This is a genomic window from Streptomyces sp. NPDC017225, assembly GCF_044331465.1.
Taxonomy (GTDB): domain Bacteria; phylum Actinomycetota; class Actinomycetes; order Streptomycetales; family Streptomycetaceae; genus Streptomyces.
This window is the reverse complement of the sequence record NZ_JBIRNE010000018.1, coordinates 106,712-127,012: the sequence shown is the minus strand read 5'-3', so window position 1 is coordinate 127,012 and position 20,301 is coordinate 106,712. Positions and strand designations below refer to the sequence as shown.

The following is a 20,301-nucleotide window of genomic DNA, read 5'->3' as shown; positions in this document are numbered from 1 at the left end:
ATGGAAGGGGTTCCCGTGGCCGCGGCTAGTGCACGCCCAGCCAGCTCTCGATCGGGTTGAGGGCGAAGTAGACGATGAAGATCACCGTCAGGACCCACATGAACGCGCCGATCTCGCGCGCCTTGCCCTGGGCGGCCTTGATGGCGACGTAGGAGATGACGCCGGCGGCGACACCCGCCGTGATGGAGTACGTGAACGGCATCAGGACGACGGTCAGGAAGACCGGGATCGCGGTGGCCCGGTCGGCCCAGTCGACGTGCCGGGCGTTCATCATCATCATCGCGCCGATGACGACCAGCGCGGCGGAGGCGACTTCCTGCGGCACGATCGCGGTGATCGGCGTGAAGAAGAGGCAGGCCGCGAAGAACAGGCCGGTGATCACGGAGGCCAGTCCGGTGCGGGCGCCCTCGCCGACGCCGGTCGCCGACTCGACGAAGACGGTCTGGCCGGAGCCGCCCGCCACACCGCCGATCGCGCCGCCTGCGCCGTCGACGAACAGCGCCTTCGACAGGCCCGGCATCCGGCCCTTGTCGTCGGCGAGCTTCGCCTCGGTGCCGACGCCGATGATCGTGGCCATCGCGTCGAAGAACCCGGCCAGCACCAGCGTGAAGACGATCATGCCGACCGTCATCGCGCCGACCTCGCCCCAGCCGCCGAACTCCAGGTCGCCGAAGAGCGAGAAGTCCGGCACGGAGACGGCGCTGCCGTGCAGTTCGGGGGCGCCGTTGGCCCACTGCTCGGGGTCGATGACGCCGGTGGCGTTCAGCACGGCGGCGACGATCGTGCCGGTGACGATGCCGATCAGGATCGCGCCGGGCATGTCGCGCGCCTGGAGCATGAAGATCAGGAGCAGGGTGCCCGCGAAGAGCAGGACGGGCCAGCCCGCGAGTTCGCCGGCGGGTCCGAGGGTGAGCGGGGTCGCCTTGCCCGCGTGTACGAAACCGCCCTTGACCAGGCCGATGATGGCGATGAACAGGCCGATGCCCATGGTGATGCCGTGCTTGAGGGCGAGCGGGATCGCGTTCATGATCATCTCACGGATCCCGGTGACCACAAGCAGCATGATCACGACACCGTACATCACACACATGCCCATGGCCTGCGGCCAGGTCATCTGCGGGACGACCTGTCCGGCGATCACCCCGGACACCGAGAGTCCGGCGGCCAGGGCGAGCGGCACCTTGCCGACGAAGCCCATCAGGAGCGTGGTGACCGCCGCGGCGAGCGCCGTCGCGGTGATCAGGGCCTTCTGGCCCAGGGTGTCCCCCGCGGCGTCCCTGCCGGACAGGATCACGGGGTTGAGCAGGACGATGTACGCCATCGCCATGAAGGTGGTGGTGCCGCCGCGCACCTCACGCGCGACGGTGGATCCTCGGTGGGTGATGTGGAAGTACCGGTCGAGCCAAGACCGGCCGGCGGGGACGCGGGAGCCCGCGCCCGCGTCCTCGGCGGTGGTCTTGGGCTCCACTGACTGCTGGGTCATGGGGCCGTCTCCCAAGGTTCATAGGTGCACCCGGCTCGACCGCGGGAGCGGTCGCGGGATTTGGGATGGGTACGACCCGGGGGACGGCCCGAGACGAACGCGAGTGGTGGTGCCTGAATCCCCGCGAGCGGAGCGGGGGCCGGGGTGTGCTCCGGGCGGCGCGGAGTGTGTGACGTTCCGTGCGCCGCCCGGAGTCCTTGTCACGCCGTGCCGGTGAGGTGCTCCGGTCGTACCGGCGTGCGGTCGAGCGCCAGCCCGGTCGCGTTCCGGATGGCCGCGAGGACCGCCGGGGTCGACGACAGGGTGGGGGCCTCGCCGATGCCGCGCAGCCCGTACGGGGCGTGGTCGTCGGCGAGTTCGAGCACGTCGACCGGGATGGTCGGCGTGTCGAGGATGGTGGGGAGCAGGTAGTCCGTGAAGGACGGGTTCTTGACCTTCGCGGTCTTGGGGTCGACGACGATCTCCTCCATCACCGCGATGCCCAGGCCCTGGACGGTGCCGCCCTGGATCTGGCCGATGACGGAGAGCGGGTTGAGCGCCTTGCCGACGTCCTGGGCGCAGGCCAGCTCGATCACCTTGACCAGGCCGAGTTCGGTGTCGACCTCGACGACGGCGCGGTGCGCGGCGAAGGAGTACTGGACGTGGCCGTTGCCCTGGCCGGTGCGCAGGTCGAAGGCCTCGGTCGGCCGGTGCCGCCACTCCTCCTCGACCTCGACGGCCTCGCCCTCCAGGACATCCACGAGGTCGGACAGGACCTCGCCGCCGTCGGTGACGACCTTGCCGCCCTCCAGGAGGAGTTCGGCGGTGGCCCAGGCCGGGTGGTAGGAGCCGAACTTGCGGCGCCCGATCTCCAGGACCTTCTCGCGCACCAGCTCGCAGGCGTTCTTCACGGCGCCGCCGGTGACGTACGTCTGCCGGGAGGCGGAGGTGGAGCCGGCCGAGCCGACCTGGGTGTCCGCCGGGTGGATGGTCACCTGCGTGACACCCAGCTCGGTGCGGGCGATCTGCGCGTGGACGGTGACGCCGCCCTGGCCGACCTCCGCCATGGCGGTGTGCACGGTGGCCACCGGCTCGCCGCCGACGACCTCCATGCGGACCCTGGCCGTGGAGTAGTCGTCGAAGCCCTCGGAGAAGCCGACGTTCTTGATGCCGACCGCGTAGCCGACGCCACGGACGACACCCTCGCCGTGCGTGGTGTTGGACAGGCCGCCGGGCAGCTGCCGTACGTCGGCGCCCTCGCTGGACTCCCACTGGCGCTCGGGAGGCATCGGCATCGCCTTGACGCGGCGCAGGAGCTCGGCGACCGGCGCCGGGGAGTCGACCGGCTGACCGGTGGGCATGATGGTGCCCTGCTCCATGGCGTTGATCCGGCGGAACTCCACCGGGTCCATGCCGAGTTCCTTGGCCACCTTGTCCATCTGCGCCTCGTAGGCGAAGCACGCCTGGACCGCGCCGAAGCCGCGCATGGCGCCGCAGGGCGGGTTGTTGGAGTAGAGGGCGACGGCCTCGATGTCCACGTCGTCGACCACGTACGGGCCGACGGCCAGGGAGGCGGCGTTGCCGACGACCGCCGGGGAGGCGGAGGCGTAGGCGCCGCCGTCCAGGACGATGCGGCACTTCAGGTGCGTGAGCCTGCCGTCGCTGGTGGCGCCGTGCTCGTAGAAGAGCCGGGCCGGGTGGCGGTGGACGTGGCCGAAGAAGGACTCGAAGCGGTTGTAGACGATCTTGACCGGCTTGCCGGTGCGCATCGCCAGCAGGCAGGCGTGGATCTGCATCGACAGGTCCTCGCGCCCACCGAACGCGCCGCCGACGCCGGACAGCGTCATGCGCACCTTGTCCTCGGGCAGGCCGAGGACCGGGGCGATCTGCTTCAGGTCGGAGTGCAGCCACTGGGTGGCGATGTAGAGGTCGACGCCGCCGTCCTCGGACGGCACCGCGAGGCCGGACTCCGGGCCGAGGAAGGCCTGGTCCTGCATGCCGAAGTAGTACTCGCCCTTGACGATCACGTCGGCGCGGGCGGCGGCCCCGTCGGCGTCGCCGCGGATGATCGGCTGGCGGTGCACGATGTTGGGGTGCGGGACGTGGCCGATGTGGTGGTCGTCGCGGTTCTCGTGGACGAGGATCGCGTCGGCGGCGGTCGCGGAGGCCTCGTCGGTGATGACGGGCAGTTCGCGGTACTCGACCTTGATCTTGGCGGCGGCGCGGCGCGCGGTCTCCGGGTGGTCGGCGGCGACGATCGCGACCGGTTCGCCGTGGTGGCGTACCTTGCCGTGCGCGAGGACCGGGGTGTCCTGGATCTCCAGGCCGTAGGCGCGGACCTCGGTGGGCAGGTCGTCGTAGGTCATGACGGCGTGGACGCCGGCCATGGCGAGGGCCTCGCCGGTGTCGATGGAGACGATCTCGGCGTGTGCGACGGTGGAGCGCAGGATCTGGCCCCAGAGCATGTCCTCGTGCCACATGTCGGAGGAGTACGCGAACTCGCCGGTGACCTTGAGGGTGCCGTCCGGGCGGAGCGTGGACTCGCCGATGCCGCCCCTGGTCTGGGAACCCTGGGTGATTTTGGTGGGTGCGCCGGTGGCAGCCATGCTCAGACCCCCTCGGACTGACGGGCCGCGGCCAGGCGGACCGCGTCCATGATCTTCTCGTAGCCCGTGCAGCGGCACAGGTTGCCCGACAGCGCCTCGCGGATGTCCGCGTCGGTCGGGTTCGGGTTGCGCTCCAGCATCTCGTCGGCGGCGACCAGCAGACCGGGCGTGCAGAAGCCGCACTGGACGGCGCCGGCGTCGATGAACGCCTGCTGGACGGGGGCCAGTTCGGTGCCCTCACCGGTCTGGGAGTCGGTGCCCTTGGCCTGCCAGCGCTTGGCCTCGTCGAGGGTGGTGCCCTTACCCGTGCCCGTGCCCGTGCCCGTGCCCTTTCCGTTGCCGTTGCCGTTGCTTCCGCTGCTCGCGCTGGAGCAGGCGCCGGTGGCGCAGGCCTCGGCGCGCTCCTTGGCGAAGTCGGCCAGGCCCTCGACGGTGACCACCTCGCGGCCCTGCGCCTGACCGGCCGCGACCAGACAGGAGCACACCGGAACGCCGTCCAGGCGGACCGTGCAGGAGCCGCACTCGCCCTGCTCACAGGCGTTCTTGGAGCCGGGCAGGCCCATCCGCTCGCGCAGCACGTACAGCAGGGACTCGCCCTCCCACACGTCGTCGGCTTCCTGCGGACGTCCGTTGACAGTGAAGTTGACGCGCATTACGCCGCTCCCTCCGTGGTGTGGCGGGCGCCGCGGTACGACTCCCAGGTCCAGGTCAGTGTCCGGCGGGCCATGACGCCGACCGCGTGGCGGCGGTAGCTCGCGGTGCCCCGGACGTCGTCGATCGGGTTGCAGGCGGCCGAGCACAGGTCGGCGAACTGCTTGGCGACCGACGGGGTGACGATCTTTCCGTTGTCCCAGAAGCCGCCCTCTTCGAGCGCCGCGTTCAGGAACTCCTCGGCCGCCTTGGCACGGACCGGGGTGGGCGCGGCCGAACCGATGCCGGTGCGGACCGTGCGGGTCTCGGGGTGCAGGGCGAGGCCGAAGGCGCACACGGCGATGACCATGGCGTTGCGGGTGCCGACCTTGGAGAACTGCTGCGGGCCGTCGGCCTTCCTGACGTGCACGGCGCGGATCAGCTCGTCGGGCTCCAGCGCGTTGCGCTTGACGCCCGTGTAGAAGTCGTCGATCGGGATCAGGCGCCTGCCGCGCACCGACTCGGCCTCGACCTCCGCGCCGGCCGCCAGCAGCGCCGGGTGGGCGTCGCCGGCCGGGGAGGCGGTGCCGAGGTTCCCGCCCACGCCGCCGCGGTTACGGATCTGCGGGGAGGCGACCGTGTGCGAGGCGAGGGCGAGACCCGGCAGCTCGGTGCGCAGGTTCTCCATGATCCTGGCGTAGGGCACGGAGGCACCGAGCCGTACGGAATCCTCCGCGACCTCCCACTCGGTCAGGTCACCGATGCGGTTCAGGTCCATGAGGTACTCGGGCCGGCGGTGGTCGAAGTTGATCTCGACCATCACGTCGGTGCCACCCGCAATCGGCACAGCGGTGGGGTGCTCGGCCTTCGCGGCGAGCGCCTCCTCCCAGCTGGCGGGGCGAAGGAAGTCCATGACCGGCTCTCTTCTTCGTCTACTTGTGGGGCGTACAGATTGAGCCAATCCGTGTGCGGCGGGCCCGGCTCGTTCAAGTGCTGTTCACGTGGAGTGGGCTCAGTACACCGCCCGGTGCTCCACCAGGGTCAGTCGCAGAAACCATGAAGGAGTTGGCTGGCCAGCGCGGGCATCTTGTAGATTCGTATGAAAGGAGGTCCTCAGTGACCTCCTCGCTTTCCTCCGGAAACGGGCGACACAGCCGCGTGACCTGGAACACTTCGAGACAAAGAACGGCGGCGACGAGAATGCGGCTGCGCGCACTGCTGGACACCGACGCGCTGGGCCTCAAGCTGCTCGGCGGCGAGGACGAGCTGGACCGCTCCGTGCGGGGCGTGATGACCACCGACCTGCGGGACCCCAGCCGCTATCTCTCGGGCGGGGAGCTGGTGCTCACCGGCCTGGCCTGGCGCCGGGACGCCGCCGACTCCGAGCCGTTCGTCCGGATCCTGGTGCAGGCCGGGGTGGCGGCGCTGGCCGCCGGTGAGGCGGAGCTGGGGCGGGTGCCCGAGGACATGGTGGCGGCGTGCGCGCGGCACCGGCTGCCGCTGTTCGCGGTGAACGAGTCGGTGGCCTTCGCGACCATCACCGAGCACGTCGTCCGCCAGGTGTCCGGTGAGCGGGCCGGGGACCTCGCGGCCGTGGTGGACCGGCACCGCCGGATGATGACCTCCGGTCCGGCGGGCGGCGGACCCGACGTGGTCCTGGACCTGCTCGGCTCCGACCTGGACCTGCGGGCCTGGGTGCTCTCCCCGACCGGGCGGCCGGTCGCCGGCCCGAAGGACTCGGGTCCCGCGCTGAGTGCCGAGGTGTGCGCGAAGCTGGCGGCGGAGCATCTCTCGGCCACCCGCGCGGGCCGCCGCGCGCCGCATCGGGCGACCCTGGGCGCGACGACGTACAGCCTCTTCCCGGTGCGCGGCGCGGAGCACCGTTCGGCGGTGCCCGGCGCGGGGCGTCTGCCGCAGGCCGCCCGGGACGTGCGCGAGACGGTGCTGTCCGACTGGCTGCTGGTCGTGGAGGCCGACGCCGGGGAGTGGGCCGAGGAGCGGCTCGACCTGCTGTACGGGGTCACACAGCTGATCGCGGTCGAGCGGGACCGGCGGGACGCGGCGCGCACGGTGCGGCGGCGGCTCGCGCAGGAGGTCCTGGAACTGGTGCAGACGGGCGCCGCGCCCGCCGAGATCGCGGCCCGGCTGCGGGTCGCGGCGCCGGTCCTGCTGCCGGGCCTAGGCGCGGCCCCGCACTGGCAGGTCGTCGTCGCCCGCGTCGAGTGGGCGGACGGCCCGGACGGCGGACCGGGCCGCGGACCGGACGGCTCGGACGGCTCGGCGGAGACCGGTTCGGTCGCCCAGACCCTGCTGGAGGAGATACTCGTCGACCCGCTGGCCACGGGCCCCGAGCAGTCCGACCGCATCGCCGTGGCGCACACCGGAGACGAGGCCGTCGCCCTGGTACCGCTCCCCGCGGTCTCCAGCGAGCACGACGGCTCCGAGGCCGGCATCCTCGCGGACGCGCTGCTGGAGTCCGTACGGGAGCCGCTGTCGGCGGGGCTGGACGGCGACGGGCGGGTCACGCTCGGGGTCAGCGCGGCCGTGCACTCGGCGGAGGGGCTGCGCGGCGCGCTGGAGGAGGCACGGCACGCGCGGCGGGTCGCCGCGGCGCGCCCCGGCCGGGTGTGCGCGGCGGGCCACCACGAACTGGCCTCGCACGTCCTGCTGCTCCCCTTCGTCCCCGACGACGTCCGCCGGGCCTTCACCGCCCGGCTGCTGGACCCGCTGCGGGACTACGACCGCCGCCACCGCGCCGAACTGATCCCGACGCTGGAGTCGTTCCTCGACTGCGACGGCTCCTGGACGCGCTGCGCGAACCGGCTCCACCTGCACGTCAACACGCTGCGCTACCGCGTCGGACGAATCGAGCAGTTGACGGGACGTGACCTGTCGCGGCTCGAGGACAAGCTGGATTTCTTCCTGGCACTGCGGATGAGCTGAGTCCCAGGGCATCCGCCCGGCCCGGGGTGCTCCCAAACCTCGGGACGGGAAGTCCCACGACTTTGTGAAAAATTTCACCCATACCCTTGGCCGGGCCGCCGGATCCGTGCTGAGATGCGCCCACCACTCGAGAGCTCGATGGCGTGCTAAGGGGAGGGCAACGTGGCGCATTCCGCCATGGCTGGTTCTGGTTGGGGAACGACCGAGGGTGACGATCCGCTCCAGACCGCGGTGTGGCGGTTGCGCTCGCGCGCCTGCTGGGCCGACGCGGCGGCCCTGCTGGAGCCGGTCACCGCGGCCACCGCGTTGCAGCGGACCGCGCTGCTGGTCGAGCGGTGTCTGTACACCGAGCAGGGGTGGGCCCAGGCTGAGGACGCGCTGCGCACCGCGGAGGCTCTGGCCGACAGCGACGACGAGCGCGGGGCCGCCGCCTGCGAACGCGGGCAGCTCGCGTACGCCGCCACCGTGCACGGGGTACGCGACCGCGCCGACGAGGCACGGGCCGCGCTGGGCCGGGCGGCGGCGCTGATCCCTCCGGGGGCCGGGGGGCGGGCGTTGCTGGACTTCCGGCGCGGGCTGCTCGCGGAGAACCTGACACGGTCGCCGCAGGCCGCCCGGGCGGCGTACCGGCGGGCCCACGCGGGGGCGACCGCGCACGCCGATCCGCTGCTCCAGTCCTTCACCTGGCGGCATCTGGCGGGACTCGCCCTGCGGGAGGGGGAGTTGGCCGACGCGCGGCACGGCTTCGCCGAGTCGCTGCGGATCCGTGAGGAGCTGGGATACCTCGTCGGTACGGCGCCGGCGCTGGTGTCGCTCGCGGACGCGGAGGCCGAACCCGAGGCGTCGCGGTTGCGGGAGGAGGCGCGGCGGCTGTTCCGGCTGCTCGGCGGGGTGCCGACGTGGCTGGCGCGGCAACTGGCACCGCCGGCGCCGGGCGCGGCGACGGCCTGACGGTGCGCGGCGGGCGCGGCGACGGCCTGACGGTGCGCGCCTGCCGCCTGCCGCGGGGCTGCGGTGCCGCGGGCTGTCTGCCGCCTCCCGTCAGGAGGGCGCCGTCATCGGCCGGTGACCGTCACTGGTCACCGCCGTGACGGGGGTCCCCACCGTCACCGCCGTCACTGGTCACCGCCTCGTTGGCCGCCGCCGTCACGGGAACCTGCTCCAGCGCGGGGCCGTGGCGGCCCAGGCGGCGTCCCATCCGGCGAGGTTGCGCCGTCGCAGCACGAGGCAGGTGGCCGCGTACGCGGCGAGGCCGGCGAGGACGACGCCCAGGAAGGCGAGGATCGCCCAGCCCATCGTGCGGCTGCGGGCCTGCTCCGCGGTCAACGGTGGTTCGGCGATCTTCCCAGCCGTGTCGACCCAGACGAGAACGGTGCTGTCCGCGGGCAGCCCCGGCTCGACGTCGGTCTCCCCGGTCCGCGTCCGGCCGTCCGGGCCGGTGAACCGCACCTTGACCGGGTACCGGGTCTCCCTCGCCTCGTCCGATCCGGGCTCCGGGTGGCGCGGGGCGTCGTACACGAGGACCGCGGGGCGGTGGTCCCGGGTCTCGGCCTCGTGCTCGGCGGTGCCCCGGTAGTGGCGGTGGGCGGCGTCACCGACCGCGAACATCGCCGCCGGGGCCGCCGCCAGCACGGCGAGCAGCAGCCCGAGGGCGACCCACGCCCGCAGCCGGTCGGTACGGCGCCGCAGCGGGTTGCGGCGCCACTGCCACAGCAGGAGGTACGGATGTCGTCCGGGGTCGGGAGCGGCGGGCGGTGGCTGCGCCGGAGGTATCTCACCAGCCACGGAGTGCCTCCTTCCAAGGGGTGGGGCAGCCGGTTCGGCACCGTCGACGCCGACCCGGCCTGCGACCGGGGGGGGCCGGGGTGGGGCTCGGGTCACGGTGGGCGGGCGGTACGGCCGGAGCGCACGTGGACAGGACTGGAGTGCCGTATGCGAAGGGGGCGGGCACGTGCGCGAAGGGGGCGGGCACGTGTGTGAAAGGGCCGGGGCCCGGGCGCGCCGGGCGGGTGTGCGCCGGGTGCGTCCCCACGGACGGGCCGGGGCCCAGCCTCCCCCGCCCCCGCCCCCTCGTGCGTCACCCCGTACGGCGGTAGCCGGTCAGCGCGGGTGTTCGTCCGGTGGGTCCGTGCCCGTGGTCGACGGGTGGGAGTGCGCGGCTTCCAGCAGCTTGGCGGCGCCGCGGAGGGCGGCGGTGTGCGGGGCCGGCACGGCACGCACGGGCACGTGCAGGTTGTTGGTGAGCCGGCAGGTGATCTCGGGCCGCAGGGCGCCCCCGCCCGCGAGCAGCGGGCCCCGGCTCAGGGCGTCGACGGTGAAGGACGTGTCGTCCTGCCGCAGCATCGAGGTCGTCATGTCGGCCACCGCCTCGCCGATCCGCGCGGCCGGGGTGGCGTCGTCGATGTCCCCCGTGCCCAGCGCGGTGCGGCGCGCGTCGAAGACGGCGCCGTCCACCAGGAGCACCACCTCGGTGAGGTGCGCGCCGATGTCCATCACGAGCAACGGCCGGGACAGGTCCGCGCCCGCCGCGAGGGCCACGGCCCGCGCGCTGGGGACGGTCAGCACGCTGCGCGGGCGCAGCACCTCCACGGCCGTACGGGCCTCGGCCCGGTAGGCGAACCCGTCCAGCACCGGCGCGGTCACCACGACCAGGGGACGGGCGAAGCGGGGCAGTCGGTGGCCGAGCAGCCGGTCGAGCATCCGGGCCGTGCCCTGGGTGTCGACGATCGAGCCGCGCTGGATGGGGTACACCGCGCCGACGCCGGGGAAGGTCACCGTCGGCACGTCGAGGATCATGCCGCGCCCGGCGACCCAGGCGCGGGTCCGGGCGCTGCCCATGTCGAGGGCGACGCCGGTGCACTGCCGGCACAGGGGCCACGGGCGATGCCGGCCGAGGACGGCACGGGGCCGGCGGACCACGGTCATCGTCCGGCCTCCCGCACCTGCTGGCAGCGGGCGCAGTAGCGGGCCTGCGGCACGATCACCAGGCGCTCGCGGTCGATGGGACGCCGGCACAGGTGACAGACGCCGTAACGGCCCTCGGCCATGCGCTCGAGTGCCGCCTCCACGTCGGCGAGGACCATGCGCGCGGAGGCCACGAGCTTGACCCGCACCTCGGTCTGCGCGGCGGACCGCCGCTGGATCAGCTCGTCGGCGCGGGACGGGACGGCCGCGATCTGCCGCAGCTGCTCCTCGCGGAACAGCCGCTGCTCGTGCAGGTTGTCCCGGAGCGCGGCGAGGTCCTCGGGCGACAGGGACGGCAGAGGCGACAGGAGCGTGTCGCGGTCGCCGATGATCTGGTTGTTCACCACTTCACCCACTTCACCCCTTGGGCAGGGCGGGAGACGAAGACTGGACGGACGGTGGTCAGGCGGCGGCGCGGCGCTGGCAGGCGACGCAGTACCGGGTGTAGGGGAGGATTTCCAGGCGCTCCCCCGGGACGGGCTTGCCGCAGCCCAGGCAGGTGCCGTAGGTGCCGTCCTCGATACGGGCGAAGGCCTCCTCGATCTCCTTGAGGACCCGGTCGATGGCGGCCTTCTGCGCGGACATCAGCTGGTCGTCCGCCTGGCCGCTCTCGCCGAGTGCCCGCAGCTGGGTCATACGGGTGTTGCGGGCGTGCTCGAGACGCTGGCGTGCCTCGTGAGCCGTCAGGCGTTCCGGGCGGGGTTCGATGCGGGAGGTGTCGAGAGACACGGCGATTCCTCTTCTCAACCGGGCCTGCTTCTCAGAAGGGCCTGCGGGTATGCCTGTCGCCGGGCCGAACGGACCCGGTCAGCCTCAACCATGGCCGGGCCGTCGGAGGAAGCCCATCGGGCGCAGGCCCCATTTGCCCGGGGACGGAGCATCCACTCGGCGGCGTCGCGGTGTGGCGGCCACATGGGTGTGCCGTGATCCAGAAATGGGGGTCAGACCCCATCGACCGCCGAGGGCCGGACGGGCAGGCTGGTCGTTTGCTCTGTCGCGAACCAGGCCGCGGCTCCCACCGAGGGTGCGCGATGACCGACAGTAGAGGCGTACCAGTCGACGCGTCGCAGAAGGAGGCGTACCCCCCGGTGTCCCTGTTCTGGCGGATCTTCGGGCTCAACGCGGTGGTGCTGGGCTTCGCCACGGCACTGCTGCTGTGGGCTCCGGTGACCGTCTCCGTACCGGTCCTGCTGACCGAGGCCGTCATCCTGGTGGGCGGGCTGGGCGTGATGCTGGTCGCCAACGGCGCCCTGCTGCGCTGGGGCCTGTCGCCACTGGACCGGCTCACGAAGCTGATGACCACCGTCGACCTGCTGCGCCCCGGCCAGCGGCTGCCGGTGTCCGGCGGCGGTGAGGTCCCCGAGCTGATCCGCACCTTCAACGCCATGCTCGAGCGGCTGGAGCACGAACGGGCCACGAGCACCGCCCGTGTCCTGCTCGCCCAGGAGGCGGAGCGGCGCCGTATCGCCCAAGAGCTGCACGACGAGGTCGGGCAGAGCATGACCGCGATCCTGCTGGTCCTGGGGCGTGCCGCGGACGACGCCGACCAGCCGCTGCGCGAGGAGTTGCAGCAGGCGCAGGAGATCACCCGGGAGAGCCTGGACGAGGTCCGCCGCCTGGTACGCCGGCTCCGGCCCGGTGTCCTGGACGATCTGGGCCTGGTCAGCGCGCTGTCCTCGCTCACCCACGACTTCGCCACCCACACGGGGCTGCGGGTGACGCGTCGTTTCGACGCCGATCTGCCCGACCTGGACCCCGAGACCGAGCTGGTCCTCTACCGTGTCGCGCAGGAGAGCCTGACCAACGCGGCTCGCCACTCGGACGCCGAGCGAGTGGAGGTGGGTCTCGCCCCCGCCGACGGCGCGGTGACGCTCACCATCGCCGACGACGGCCGCGGCATCGAGGCGGCGTGCGAGGGTGCCGGCATCCGCGGCATGCGCGAACGGGCCCTGCTCATCGGGGCCGCCCTCGACATCACCTCGGCACCCGGCGCCGGCACCCGCATCCGGCTCACCGCACCCGTCCCCAGGAAGCAGCCCTGACCATGTCCGACCCGTCCCTGCCCGAGCCGACCGCGTCCGGCACGTCCGCCTCCGGCCCGACCGCCTCCGGCACGTCCGCGGCCCCCGCGCCCGGTCCGGCCAGGATCCGCATCCTGCTCGCCGACGACCACGCGCTGGTACGCCGCGGCGTACGGCTCATCCTCGACCGGGAGCCGGACCTCGAGGTGGTCGCCGAGGCCGGCGACGGTGCGGAGGCCATCGACATGGCGCGGACCCACACCGTCGACCTGGCGGTCCTGGACATCGCGATGCCCCGCCTGACCGGCCTCCAGGCCGCCCGCGAGCTGGCCGCGCTGAAGCCGGGGCTGCGCATCCTGATGCTGACGATGCACGACAACGAGCAGTACCTGTTCCAGGCACTGAAGTCGGGGGCCTGCGGATACGTCCTGAAGTCCGTCGCCGACCGCGACCTGGTCGCCGCCTGCCGGGCCGCGATGCGCGACGAGCCCTTCCTCTACCCGGGCGCGGTGACGGCGCTGATCCGCAACTACCTCGACCGGGTGCGGCACGGGGAGGAGAGCGCCGACCACATCCTCACGCCCCGCGAGGAGGAGGTGCTCAAGCTCGTCGCCGAGGGCCACTCCTCGAAGGAGATCGCCGAGATCCTCTTCATCAGCATCAAGACCGTCCAGCGGCACCGGGCGAACCTCCTCCAGAAACTCGGTCTGCGCGACCGCCTGGAACTGACCCGCTACGCCATCCGGGCCGGGCTCATCGAACCCTGACGAGCCCGGGCGAGCCCCGAGGCCCCCCGAACCCCCCGAACCGCCCGAGGTTCTGGCCGCCCACTCCCCGGCCGGAGCCCCGGGCTCGCGCACCGCCCGCACCGCCCGCACCGCAGTCCGACCGACCGATCGCCCACCACGAAAGGGGACGGTGCATGCGCCCCGCACGCCGCACCGCCCCCACGCCCGTCTGCGCCACGCGGCACGGGCCGGCGGCGACACTCACCGTGCTGCTGGCCGTCCTGCTGACGCTGGTCCCGGCCGGACCCGCGGCGACGGGCGCGTCCGTCGCCGTCGTGGGGCAGGTCCCGGTGCCCGCGGCGACGACCCTCCCGGACCCGGACACCGGGTACCACGCCGACGACGGCTGTGCCACCGCCTGCGCCGCCCAGGCCAGGTCCCGGCACGACCACCTCGGTGAGCGTCCGGCTCCCCCGGACCGCCTCGCCACCACCGCGCGCTTCACGGGCGCCGCCCCGGCCGCCCACGGGCGGACCACGGCGCCGTCCGGCTCCGTTCCCGTGTCCCCCGGCCGCACGAGTCACGACCGCGTGCGGGCTCCCCCCGTCTCCTCCGGCACCTGAGACACCCGTCAACGACCTTTCACCTTCCTTGCCGCGGCCGCGCTGGGCCGCTGCCGCGGCGTGCCCGCCGGAGGCCCGTGTTGAAACGTTCCCGTCCCCGCTCCCGTCCGCACTCACTGAAGGGGCGAGCGCTCGTCGCCCTCCTCGTGATGGCCGGGGCCGTGGCCATCGCCCTGACCATGCCGATCCGCCTCGGGCTCGATCTGCGGGGCGGCACCCAGATCGTGCTGGAGACCAAGTCCACCGAGACCACCAAGGCCGACCGGGAGGCCACCGACCGCACCGTGGAGGTGCTGCGCGGACGTATCGACGCGCTCGGAGTCGCCGAGCCGACCATCGTCCGCTCCGGTGACAACCGCGTCGTCGTCGAACTGCCCGGCGTGCAGGACCCGAAGAAGGCGGCCGACGTACTGGGCCGCACCGCGCAGCTCACCGTCCACTCGGTGCTCGGCCCGGCCGAGGCGGAGGGAGCGGGAGAGGCCGAGGGAGAGGCCGCCGCGAAGGACGCCGAGACCTCGTCCGGCACGGAAGGCGAGCGCGTGCTGCCGGACGAGTCCGGGATGTCGCTCCGGCTCAAGGACGCCACGCTGACCGGGCAGGACGTCAAGGGTGCCGACGCCCGCTTCGACCAGCAGGGCGGAGCCGGGTGGCACGTCACCGTCGACTTCAAGGACGCGGGCAGTGACCGCTGGGCCGAGGTGACCGGCCAAGCCGCCTGTCACCCGGCCGGCGATCCGCAGCGCCGGGTCGCCATCGTGCTCGACAACAAGATCATCTCTTCGCCGCAGGTCGACCCCTCCGTGGCCTGCGGGGCGGGCATCACCGGCGGGTCCACCCAGATCACCGGCTCCTTCGACGACACCGAGGCCCGCGATCTGGCCCTGCTCGTCAAGGGCGGCGCCCTGCCCGTACCGGTCGAGACCATCGAGCAGCGCACCATCGGCGCCACCCTGGGCGACGAGGCCATCTCGGCCGGCGCCTGGGCCGCCGTCATCGGCACCGCCCTGACCGGGCTGTTCATCATCTTCGTCTACCGGCTCATGGGCGCCCTCGCGACCGTGGCCCTGCTCTGCTACGGCCTGATCTCCTACGCCGCCCTGGCCGCGATCGGCGCCACCCTGACCCTGCCCGGCCTGGCCGGCTTCGTCCTGTCCATCGGCATGGCGGTGGATGCCAACGTCCTTGTCTTCGAACGCGCTCGCGAGGAACAGGCCGCCCGTACCCGCCCGAGTACGCGCTCGTCGCTGACCGCCGGTTTCCGCAGTGCCTTCAGCGCGATCGCCGACTCCAACATCACCACGTTGATCGCCGCCGCGCTGCTGTTCTTCCTGGCCTCCGGTCCGGTGAAGGGCTTCGGCGTCACCCTGGGCATCGGTGTCCTGGCCTCCATGGTCAGTGCCCTGGTGATCACCCGGGTGCTGGCCGAGTTCGCCGCGAGCCGCCCGGCGGTCTTCCGCCGCCCGCACATCACCGGCATCTCCACCACCGGCCCGGTCCGCGACGCCCTGCTGCGCCGCGACCCGTTCCTGATGCGGCGGCCGCGCCGCTGGCTGGCCGCCTCCGCGCTCGTCCTCGTGGTGGCCGGCTCCGGCATCCTGGTCCGCGGCCTGGACTTCGGTATCGAGTTCACCGGCGGACGGCTCATCGAGTACTCGACGGCCACCCCGGTCGACGCCGACCGGGCACGGGACGCCCTCGCCGACGCGGGCTTCCCCCGCGCCGTCGTCCAGTCCTCCGGTGACAGCGACCTCACGGTGCGCACCGAGAAGCTGACCAACGCCGAGGCCGACACCGTCACCAAGGCCATCGGCGAGCTGGGCGGCGAGACGGAGAAGGTCCGCGACGAGCTGATCGGCCCCAGTCTGGGCGAGGAGCTGCGAAAGGACGCCCTGATCGCCCTGGGCCTGGCCCTGGCCGCCCAGTTGCTGTACCTCGCCGTCCGCTTCCGGTTGCTGTTCGGAACCGCCGCGGTCGGCGCGCTCGCCCACGACGTGGTCATCCTGGTCGGGGTGTTCGCCTGGCTGGGCAAGCCGATCGACGGGGTGTTCCTGGCCGCGCTGCTGACCGTGATCGGCTACTCGGTCAACGACTCGGTGGTCCTCTTCGACCGCATCCGGGAACTGCTCGGCGGCAAGGAACGGAAGCAGTCGTTCGCCCGGCTCACGAACCAGGCGATCCTGCAGACCCTGCCGCGCACGGTCAACACCGGTATGGGCGCGGTGCTCATCCTCGCCTCACTGGCCGTCCTCGCCGACGACTCGCTCACCGACTTCGCCCTCGCCCTGCTGATCGGCGTGGGGGTCGGCACGTACTCCTCGGTGTTCACGGCCTCTCCGCTGGCCATCGAGATGTACGACCGCGGCAGCGGGTCCCGTCCCGCGCGTCGCGAGGGCCGGAGCACGGAGAAGAAGGAGAGGTCGGAGAAGAAGGTGCCGGCCGGCCGCACGGAACGGCAGGAGGTCCCGTAGGGAAGCCGCGCTCGCGACACCCGCGCCCGCGCCACTCACCCGGGCGCCCGACCCGGGGCGCCCCACCCAGAGGGCCCCACCCGGGGCGCCCGTACTCAGGGCGCCCCGGTGAAGTGCTCCCCCACCAGGCTCCGCACCACGTCCGGATCGCCGGCGATCAGCGCGTCCAGCAGTGCCGTGTGTTCGTGCGCGTCGGCGATCAGGTCGGCCCGCCCCCGCACCGAGGGGGCGCCGGCCGGCGGCCACTGGGCGCGGCGGTGCAGGTCACCGGCGATCCGGACGAGCTGGTCGTTGCCGGCCAGGCCGAGCACCGCGCGGTGGAAGGCGCGGTCGGCCTCGGCGTACGTCGCCGGGCAGCCGGACGACGCGGCCCGGACGGTGGCCTCGGCGAAGGGGCGCAGCTCCGCCCAGCGCTCGGCGGGCACCGTACGGGCCAGGCGCAGCATCACCGGGACCTCGATCAGGGCCCGGACCTCGGCCAGCTCGGCCAGTTCCCGGTCGCCGCGCTCGACGACGCGGAAGCCGCGGTTGAGGACGACCTCGACGGCTCCCTCCAGGGCGAGCTGCTGCATGGCCTCCCGTACGGGCGTGGCCGAGACACCGAACCGCTCGCCGAGCGCGGGCGCCGAGTAGACCTGGCCGGGCCGCAGCTCGCCGGCGACCAGAGCGGTGCGCAGGGCGTCGAGGACCTGCCCGCGCACGGAGGAGCGCTGGACCAGGGCGCGCGGCCGGGACGGGGGAGGCTCGCTGTGCGTGTGTTCGCCACGCGCGGCCCCGGCCGGTTCCCCGGCACTGTGTGCCCGGTCCCGGTCCCGGTCCGCGCCCCGGGGCTGGGCCGGGACCCGCACGGACGCGGCCGGACCGGCCGCGTCACCGGTACGGAACCGTCCGGCCCCCCTCCCGGTGGGACCCTGCGCGCTCGGCTTCACGGGTCCTCCTGTGGGACGTGTCGGTACTTGGGGTCATTACGGCGGCTTGTCACCTGTCCGTCAAGCACCATAAGGGCACGGGCCGTCAGTTCAAATCCCAAGGATTTTCGGTAAGGTAAGGCTTACCTGAAACTGCCCGTTGTCCTGACGTGGATCGGTGGTCCCGCATGCCTGTCACCCGCTCGGCCTTCACGGACGCCTACACGCGTCTGTCCGAGGTCCTCCCGGGGCTGGCTGTCACCGAGCCGGCCACGGCCGGCGAGGTCCCGCGCGGCGGCGGATGGGTCGGCGCCGCCTCGCTCGCGGCGGGCGGGGCCGAGCTCGAGGCGTTCCTGGCGTGGGACGACGCCCAGGTCCTGCGGGACTACGGGCAGCGGGCCCGGCCGGACGTGGTCGCGAGCTTCGGACTGCACCGGTACGCGTGGCCGGCCTGCCTGCTGATCACCGTGCCCTGGTTCCTGCACCGCAGGGTGCCCCGCTACCCCGTCACCCACGTCGCCTACGACCGCTCCGCCGCCGGTCTCCCCCTCGGCCGGATGGCCGTACGGCCCGCCGGCTTCGCCTGCCTGCCCGGAGATCCGGCCGCCGCGCTGCCCGGCGCCCGCGTGGTCGCCGACGAGGAGGCGCTGCGGACCGAGGTGCGGGCCGCCGTCGCCGAACACCTGGAGCCCGTACTGGCGGGATTCGGACCACGTATGCGGCGCCGCGGACGCGCCCTGTGGGGCATGGCGACCGACGAGGTCGTCGAGGGCCTGTGGTACGTCGCCCACCTGCTCGGTGAGCAGGAGCGGGCCCGGCACGAGCTGGAGCTGCTGCTGCCGGGCGCGACCAAGCCGTACGTCGGCGACGCCGCGTTCCGGGAGCTGAAGGGGCCGGACGGCCGGCCGCTGCACACCCGGGACCGGGCGAGCTGCTGCATGTTCTACACGCTGCGCCCCGAGGACACCTGCGCCACCTGCCCGCGCACCTGCGACGCGGACCGCGTCGACAAGATGCTCGCCACGGCGGGTTGACGCTTTCCGCACGAGCGCACACTCGCACGGACAGTTCTATTCGAACCCAACTACCGTCCCTCACACGGCAGTTCGAGTAGAACACCGTCCGGGAGTTCCCCTCGCACCCTCTTGGCTGCCTCTTGCCCCGAAAGCCCTTGAGGGACACCGGGTTTGGGCCACCATGGCGGGCGTTACGCCCCATCCCAATGCGAGGGACCCCTAGATGAGATTGACCGACATATCGCTGAACTGGCTGCTTCCGGGCGCCGTGCTGCTCCTGGGGATGCTGGCGGCGGTGGCGGTGCTCGCGCGCGGCAAGCGCTCCTCGGGGAAGGACGCGGGCGCGGACGACTCGTGGGAGCGCATGGAGGAGCGCCGCAGGCGCAAGGAGGCCCTCTACGGCAGCGTCTCCTACGTCCTGCTCTTCTGCTGCGCCGCGGTCGCCGCGGCGCTCTCCTTCCACGGTCTGGTCGGCTTCGGCGAGCAGAACCTCGGTCTGAGCGACGGCTGGCAGTACCTGGTCCCGTTCGGACTCGACGGGGCGGCGATGTTCTGCTCCGTCCTCGCGGTGCGCGAGGCCAGCCACGGGGACGCGGCGCTCGGCTCCCGCATACTCGTGTGGACCTTCGCGTTCGCGGCCGCCTGGTTCAACTGGGTGCACGCGCCCCGCGGCATCGGTCACGCGGGTGCCCCGCACTTCTTCGCGGGCATGTCCCTGTCGGCGGCGGTGCTGTTCGACCGGGCGCTGAAGCAGACCCGCCGGGCCGCCCTGCGCGAGCAGGGCCTGGTGCCGCGTCCGCTGCCGCAGATCCGCATGGTCCGCTGGCTGCGGGCGCCCCGGGAGACCTACCGCGCCTGGTCGCTGATGCTCCTGGAGGGCGTGCGCAGCCTCGACGAGGCGGTCGACGAGGTGCGCGACGAGAGGCGGCAGAAGGAGGAGAAGAAGCTGCGGCGGCGCGAGCACGAACGCCTGGAGCGGGCGCAGCTGAAGGCGATCAGCCGGGGCCACGGCCCCCGGGGCTTCCCCGGACGCGGCGGCGGCCGGCCGGTCGGGATCGAGGTGCAGCAGGTGGAACGGGGCACCGAACGCGTCGCCGCGGAGCCTGCCATATCCACCCCGGAGCCACTGCCCTCGGGACGGCGTCCCTCTCTGCAGCCCGTACGACGCGAAGCTGACCAGGTCACCGTCGACCTGACCGCGGAGGACGACACCCAGGCCCTGCCGCGCCTGGACTCCCTGGAGCGCAAACTCAAGGACCTGGAGCAGCAGTTCGGCTAGGACGGCCCGCGGTGGCGGCCATCGGGGGCCGTCACCCGGGCAGGTGGCCCGCGGGACACCACCACCCGGGCGAGGGGGCGCGACCGCCTGTCACGCCCCCTCGTCCTTCACACGGCCTCGGCGGCGTCCAGTCGGAACCAGACCGACTTGCCCACCCCGTGCGGCCGTACACCCCACGCGTCCGCGAGGGAGTGCACCAGGACCAGTCCCCTGCCGTTCGTGCTCTCCTCCGGCTCGGGAGCCCTCGGCCCGGGCAGCCCGCCGACGAAGTCCCGTACCTCGACCCGCAGTCCCTCCGGACCGACCGTCGCGGTCAGGACCGCGTCATCGTCCGTGTGAACGAGCGCGTTGGTGACCAGTTCACTGGTGAGCAGCTCCGCGATCTCCGACCGTCCGGGCCTGCCCCAGTGCCGCAGCAGGTCACGCAGCGCCCGGCGTGCCTCGGGCACGGCCCGCAGGTCCGCCTGGGCGAGTCTGCACCTGAGCTGTGGCACCGCCCGCCTCTTCCTGTCCCCCGTCCTGGTGCCGATGACCGTTCCCTTCTCCTCGAATCCCCTCGAACGCGTTCACGGTTCACGGGGGAATCCTTGCCCGGCCGGGCACCGGGCAGTCATGTCGATGCCCCATGACCGGTCGTTCGGCCACCGGAACGG

General features: G+C 72.9%; 18 protein-coding genes. 8 read left to right on the top strand and 10 right to left on the bottom strand.

Going from position 1 to position 20,301, the window contains the following annotated elements; all coding sequences use genetic code 11:
• Positions 1 to 25: 25 nt before the first annotated feature.
• From ACH4NX_RS30605 to ACH4NX_RS30590, 4 genes are all read right to left on the bottom strand, one after another.
• Entirely contained in the window at positions 26 to 1,483 is a 1,458-nt protein-coding gene (locus ACH4NX_RS30605; protein WP_398129502.1) for an NCS2 family permease, read from the bottom strand.
• Positions 1,484 to 1,683: 200 nt separating this feature from the next.
• Positions 1,684 to 4,068 carry a xanthine dehydrogenase family protein molybdopterin-binding subunit gene (locus ACH4NX_RS30600; protein WP_398129501.1) on the bottom strand — a complete coding sequence of 795 codons (2,385 nt, stop codon included), beginning with the start codon at positions 4,066 to 4,068 and terminating at the stop codon, positions 1,684 to 1,686.
• A 2-nt stretch (positions 4,069 to 4,070) separates the two neighbouring features.
• Positions 4,071 to 4,721 carry a (2Fe-2S)-binding protein gene (locus ACH4NX_RS30595; RefSeq protein ID WP_351391918.1) on the bottom strand — a complete coding sequence of 217 codons (651 nt, stop codon included), beginning with the start codon at positions 4,719 to 4,721 and terminating at the stop codon, positions 4,071 to 4,073.
• Positions 4,721 to 5,611: a xanthine dehydrogenase family protein subunit M gene (locus tag ACH4NX_RS30590; RefSeq protein ID WP_351391915.1), complete on the bottom strand. Its 891-nt coding sequence runs from the start codon at positions 5,609 to 5,611 to the stop codon at positions 4,721 to 4,723. The genes ACH4NX_RS30595 and ACH4NX_RS30590 overlap by 1 nt, the downstream gene beginning before the upstream one ends.
• A gap of 287 nt (positions 5,612 to 5,898) precedes the next feature.
• On the opposite strand from ACH4NX_RS30590, the gene ACH4NX_RS30585 reads away from it, so the two are divergent.
• Together ACH4NX_RS30585 and ACH4NX_RS30580 are read left to right on the top strand one after the other, a co-directional pair.
• Positions 5,899 to 7,641 carry a PucR family transcriptional regulator gene (locus ACH4NX_RS30585; protein WP_398129500.1) on the top strand — a complete coding sequence of 581 codons (1,743 nt, stop codon included), beginning with the start codon at positions 5,899 to 5,901 and terminating at the stop codon, positions 7,639 to 7,641.
• Positions 7,642 to 7,803: 162 nt separating this feature from the next.
• A complete protein-coding gene (locus tag ACH4NX_RS30580) occupies positions 7,804 to 8,592 on the top strand; it encodes a hypothetical protein (RefSeq protein ID WP_279564603.1) in 789 nt (262 codons plus the stop codon).
• Positions 8,593 to 8,787: 195 nt separating this feature from the next.
• Here ACH4NX_RS30580 and ACH4NX_RS30575 read toward each other — a convergent pair whose 3' ends face one another.
• The 4 genes from ACH4NX_RS30575 to ACH4NX_RS30560 form a co-directional block, all read right to left on the bottom strand.
• Positions 8,788 to 9,426: a hypothetical protein gene (locus ACH4NX_RS30575; protein ID WP_351391909.1), complete on the bottom strand. Its 639-nt coding sequence runs from the start codon at positions 9,424 to 9,426 to the stop codon at positions 8,788 to 8,790.
• Positions 9,427 to 9,741: 315 nt separating this feature from the next.
• Positions 9,742 to 10,566, bottom strand: coding sequence for a rod shape-determining protein (locus tag ACH4NX_RS30570; RefSeq protein WP_351391907.1), 825 nt, complete (start codon positions 10,564 to 10,566; stop codon positions 9,742 to 9,744).
• The gene (locus ACH4NX_RS30565; RefSeq protein ID WP_351391973.1) at positions 10,563 to 10,952 is read right to left on the bottom strand and encodes a TraR/DksA C4-type zinc finger protein; all 390 of its coding nucleotides are present in this window, start codon (positions 10,950 to 10,952) and stop codon (positions 10,563 to 10,565) included. Before ACH4NX_RS30565 ends, ACH4NX_RS30570 begins: the two co-directional genes overlap by 4 nt.
• 55 nt (positions 10,953 to 11,007) lie before the next feature.
• Entirely contained in the window at positions 11,008 to 11,334 is a 327-nt protein-coding gene (locus ACH4NX_RS30560) for a TraR/DksA C4-type zinc finger protein (RefSeq protein ID WP_351391905.1), read from the bottom strand.
• 359 nt (positions 11,335 to 11,693) lie between these two features.
• Between ACH4NX_RS30560 and ACH4NX_RS30555 the strand changes: the two genes are divergently transcribed.
• The 4 genes from ACH4NX_RS30555 (at position 11,694) to secD (ending at position 16,445) form a co-directional block, all read left to right on the top strand.
• The gene (locus tag ACH4NX_RS30555; protein ID WP_351391970.1) at positions 11,694 to 12,647 is read left to right on the top strand and encodes a HAMP domain-containing sensor histidine kinase; all 954 of its coding nucleotides are present in this window, start codon (positions 11,694 to 11,696) and stop codon (positions 12,645 to 12,647) included.
• A gap of 2 nt (positions 12,648 to 12,649) precedes the next feature.
• Positions 12,650 to 13,393, top strand: a complete 744-nt coding sequence (locus tag ACH4NX_RS30550; RefSeq protein WP_398129499.1) for a response regulator — start codon at positions 12,650 to 12,652, stop codon at positions 13,391 to 13,393.
• A gap of 155 nt (positions 13,394 to 13,548) precedes the next feature.
• Positions 13,549 to 13,977 carry a hypothetical protein gene (locus ACH4NX_RS30545; RefSeq protein ID WP_398129498.1) on the top strand — a complete coding sequence of 143 codons (429 nt, stop codon included), beginning with the start codon at positions 13,549 to 13,551 and terminating at the stop codon, positions 13,975 to 13,977.
• Positions 13,978 to 14,126: 149 nt separating this feature from the next.
• Positions 14,127 to 16,445, top strand: a complete 2,319-nt coding sequence (secD, locus tag ACH4NX_RS30540) for a protein translocase subunit SecD (RefSeq protein ID WP_398129497.1) — start codon at positions 14,127 to 14,129, stop codon at positions 16,443 to 16,445.
• 95 nt (positions 16,446 to 16,540) lie between these two features.
• On the opposite strand, the gene ACH4NX_RS30535 is transcribed toward secD, so the two are convergent.
• A complete protein-coding gene (locus ACH4NX_RS30535) occupies positions 16,541 to 17,374 on the bottom strand; it encodes a GntR family transcriptional regulator (protein ID WP_398129496.1) in 834 nt (277 codons plus the stop codon).
• 167 nt (positions 17,375 to 17,541) lie between these two features.
• On the opposite strand from ACH4NX_RS30535, the gene ACH4NX_RS30530 reads away from it, so the two are divergent.
• Positions 17,542 to 18,387: a (2Fe-2S)-binding protein gene (locus ACH4NX_RS30530; protein ID WP_351391895.1), complete on the top strand. Its 846-nt coding sequence runs from the start codon at positions 17,542 to 17,544 to the stop codon at positions 18,385 to 18,387.
• A 205-nt stretch (positions 18,388 to 18,592) separates the two neighbouring features.
• Entirely contained in the window at positions 18,593 to 19,648 is a 1,056-nt protein-coding gene (locus ACH4NX_RS30525; RefSeq protein WP_398129495.1) for a DUF2637 domain-containing protein, read from the top strand.
• A gap of 107 nt (positions 19,649 to 19,755) precedes the next feature.
• Here the strand turns inward: ACH4NX_RS30525 and ACH4NX_RS30520 are convergent, their stop codons facing one another.
• Positions 19,756 to 20,142 (bottom strand): ATP-binding protein, encoded by a 387-nt coding sequence (locus tag ACH4NX_RS30520; protein ID WP_351391889.1) that lies wholly within the window; start codon positions 20,140 to 20,142, stop codon positions 19,756 to 19,758.
• Between the last annotated feature and the right edge of the window lie 159 nt (positions 20,143 to 20,301).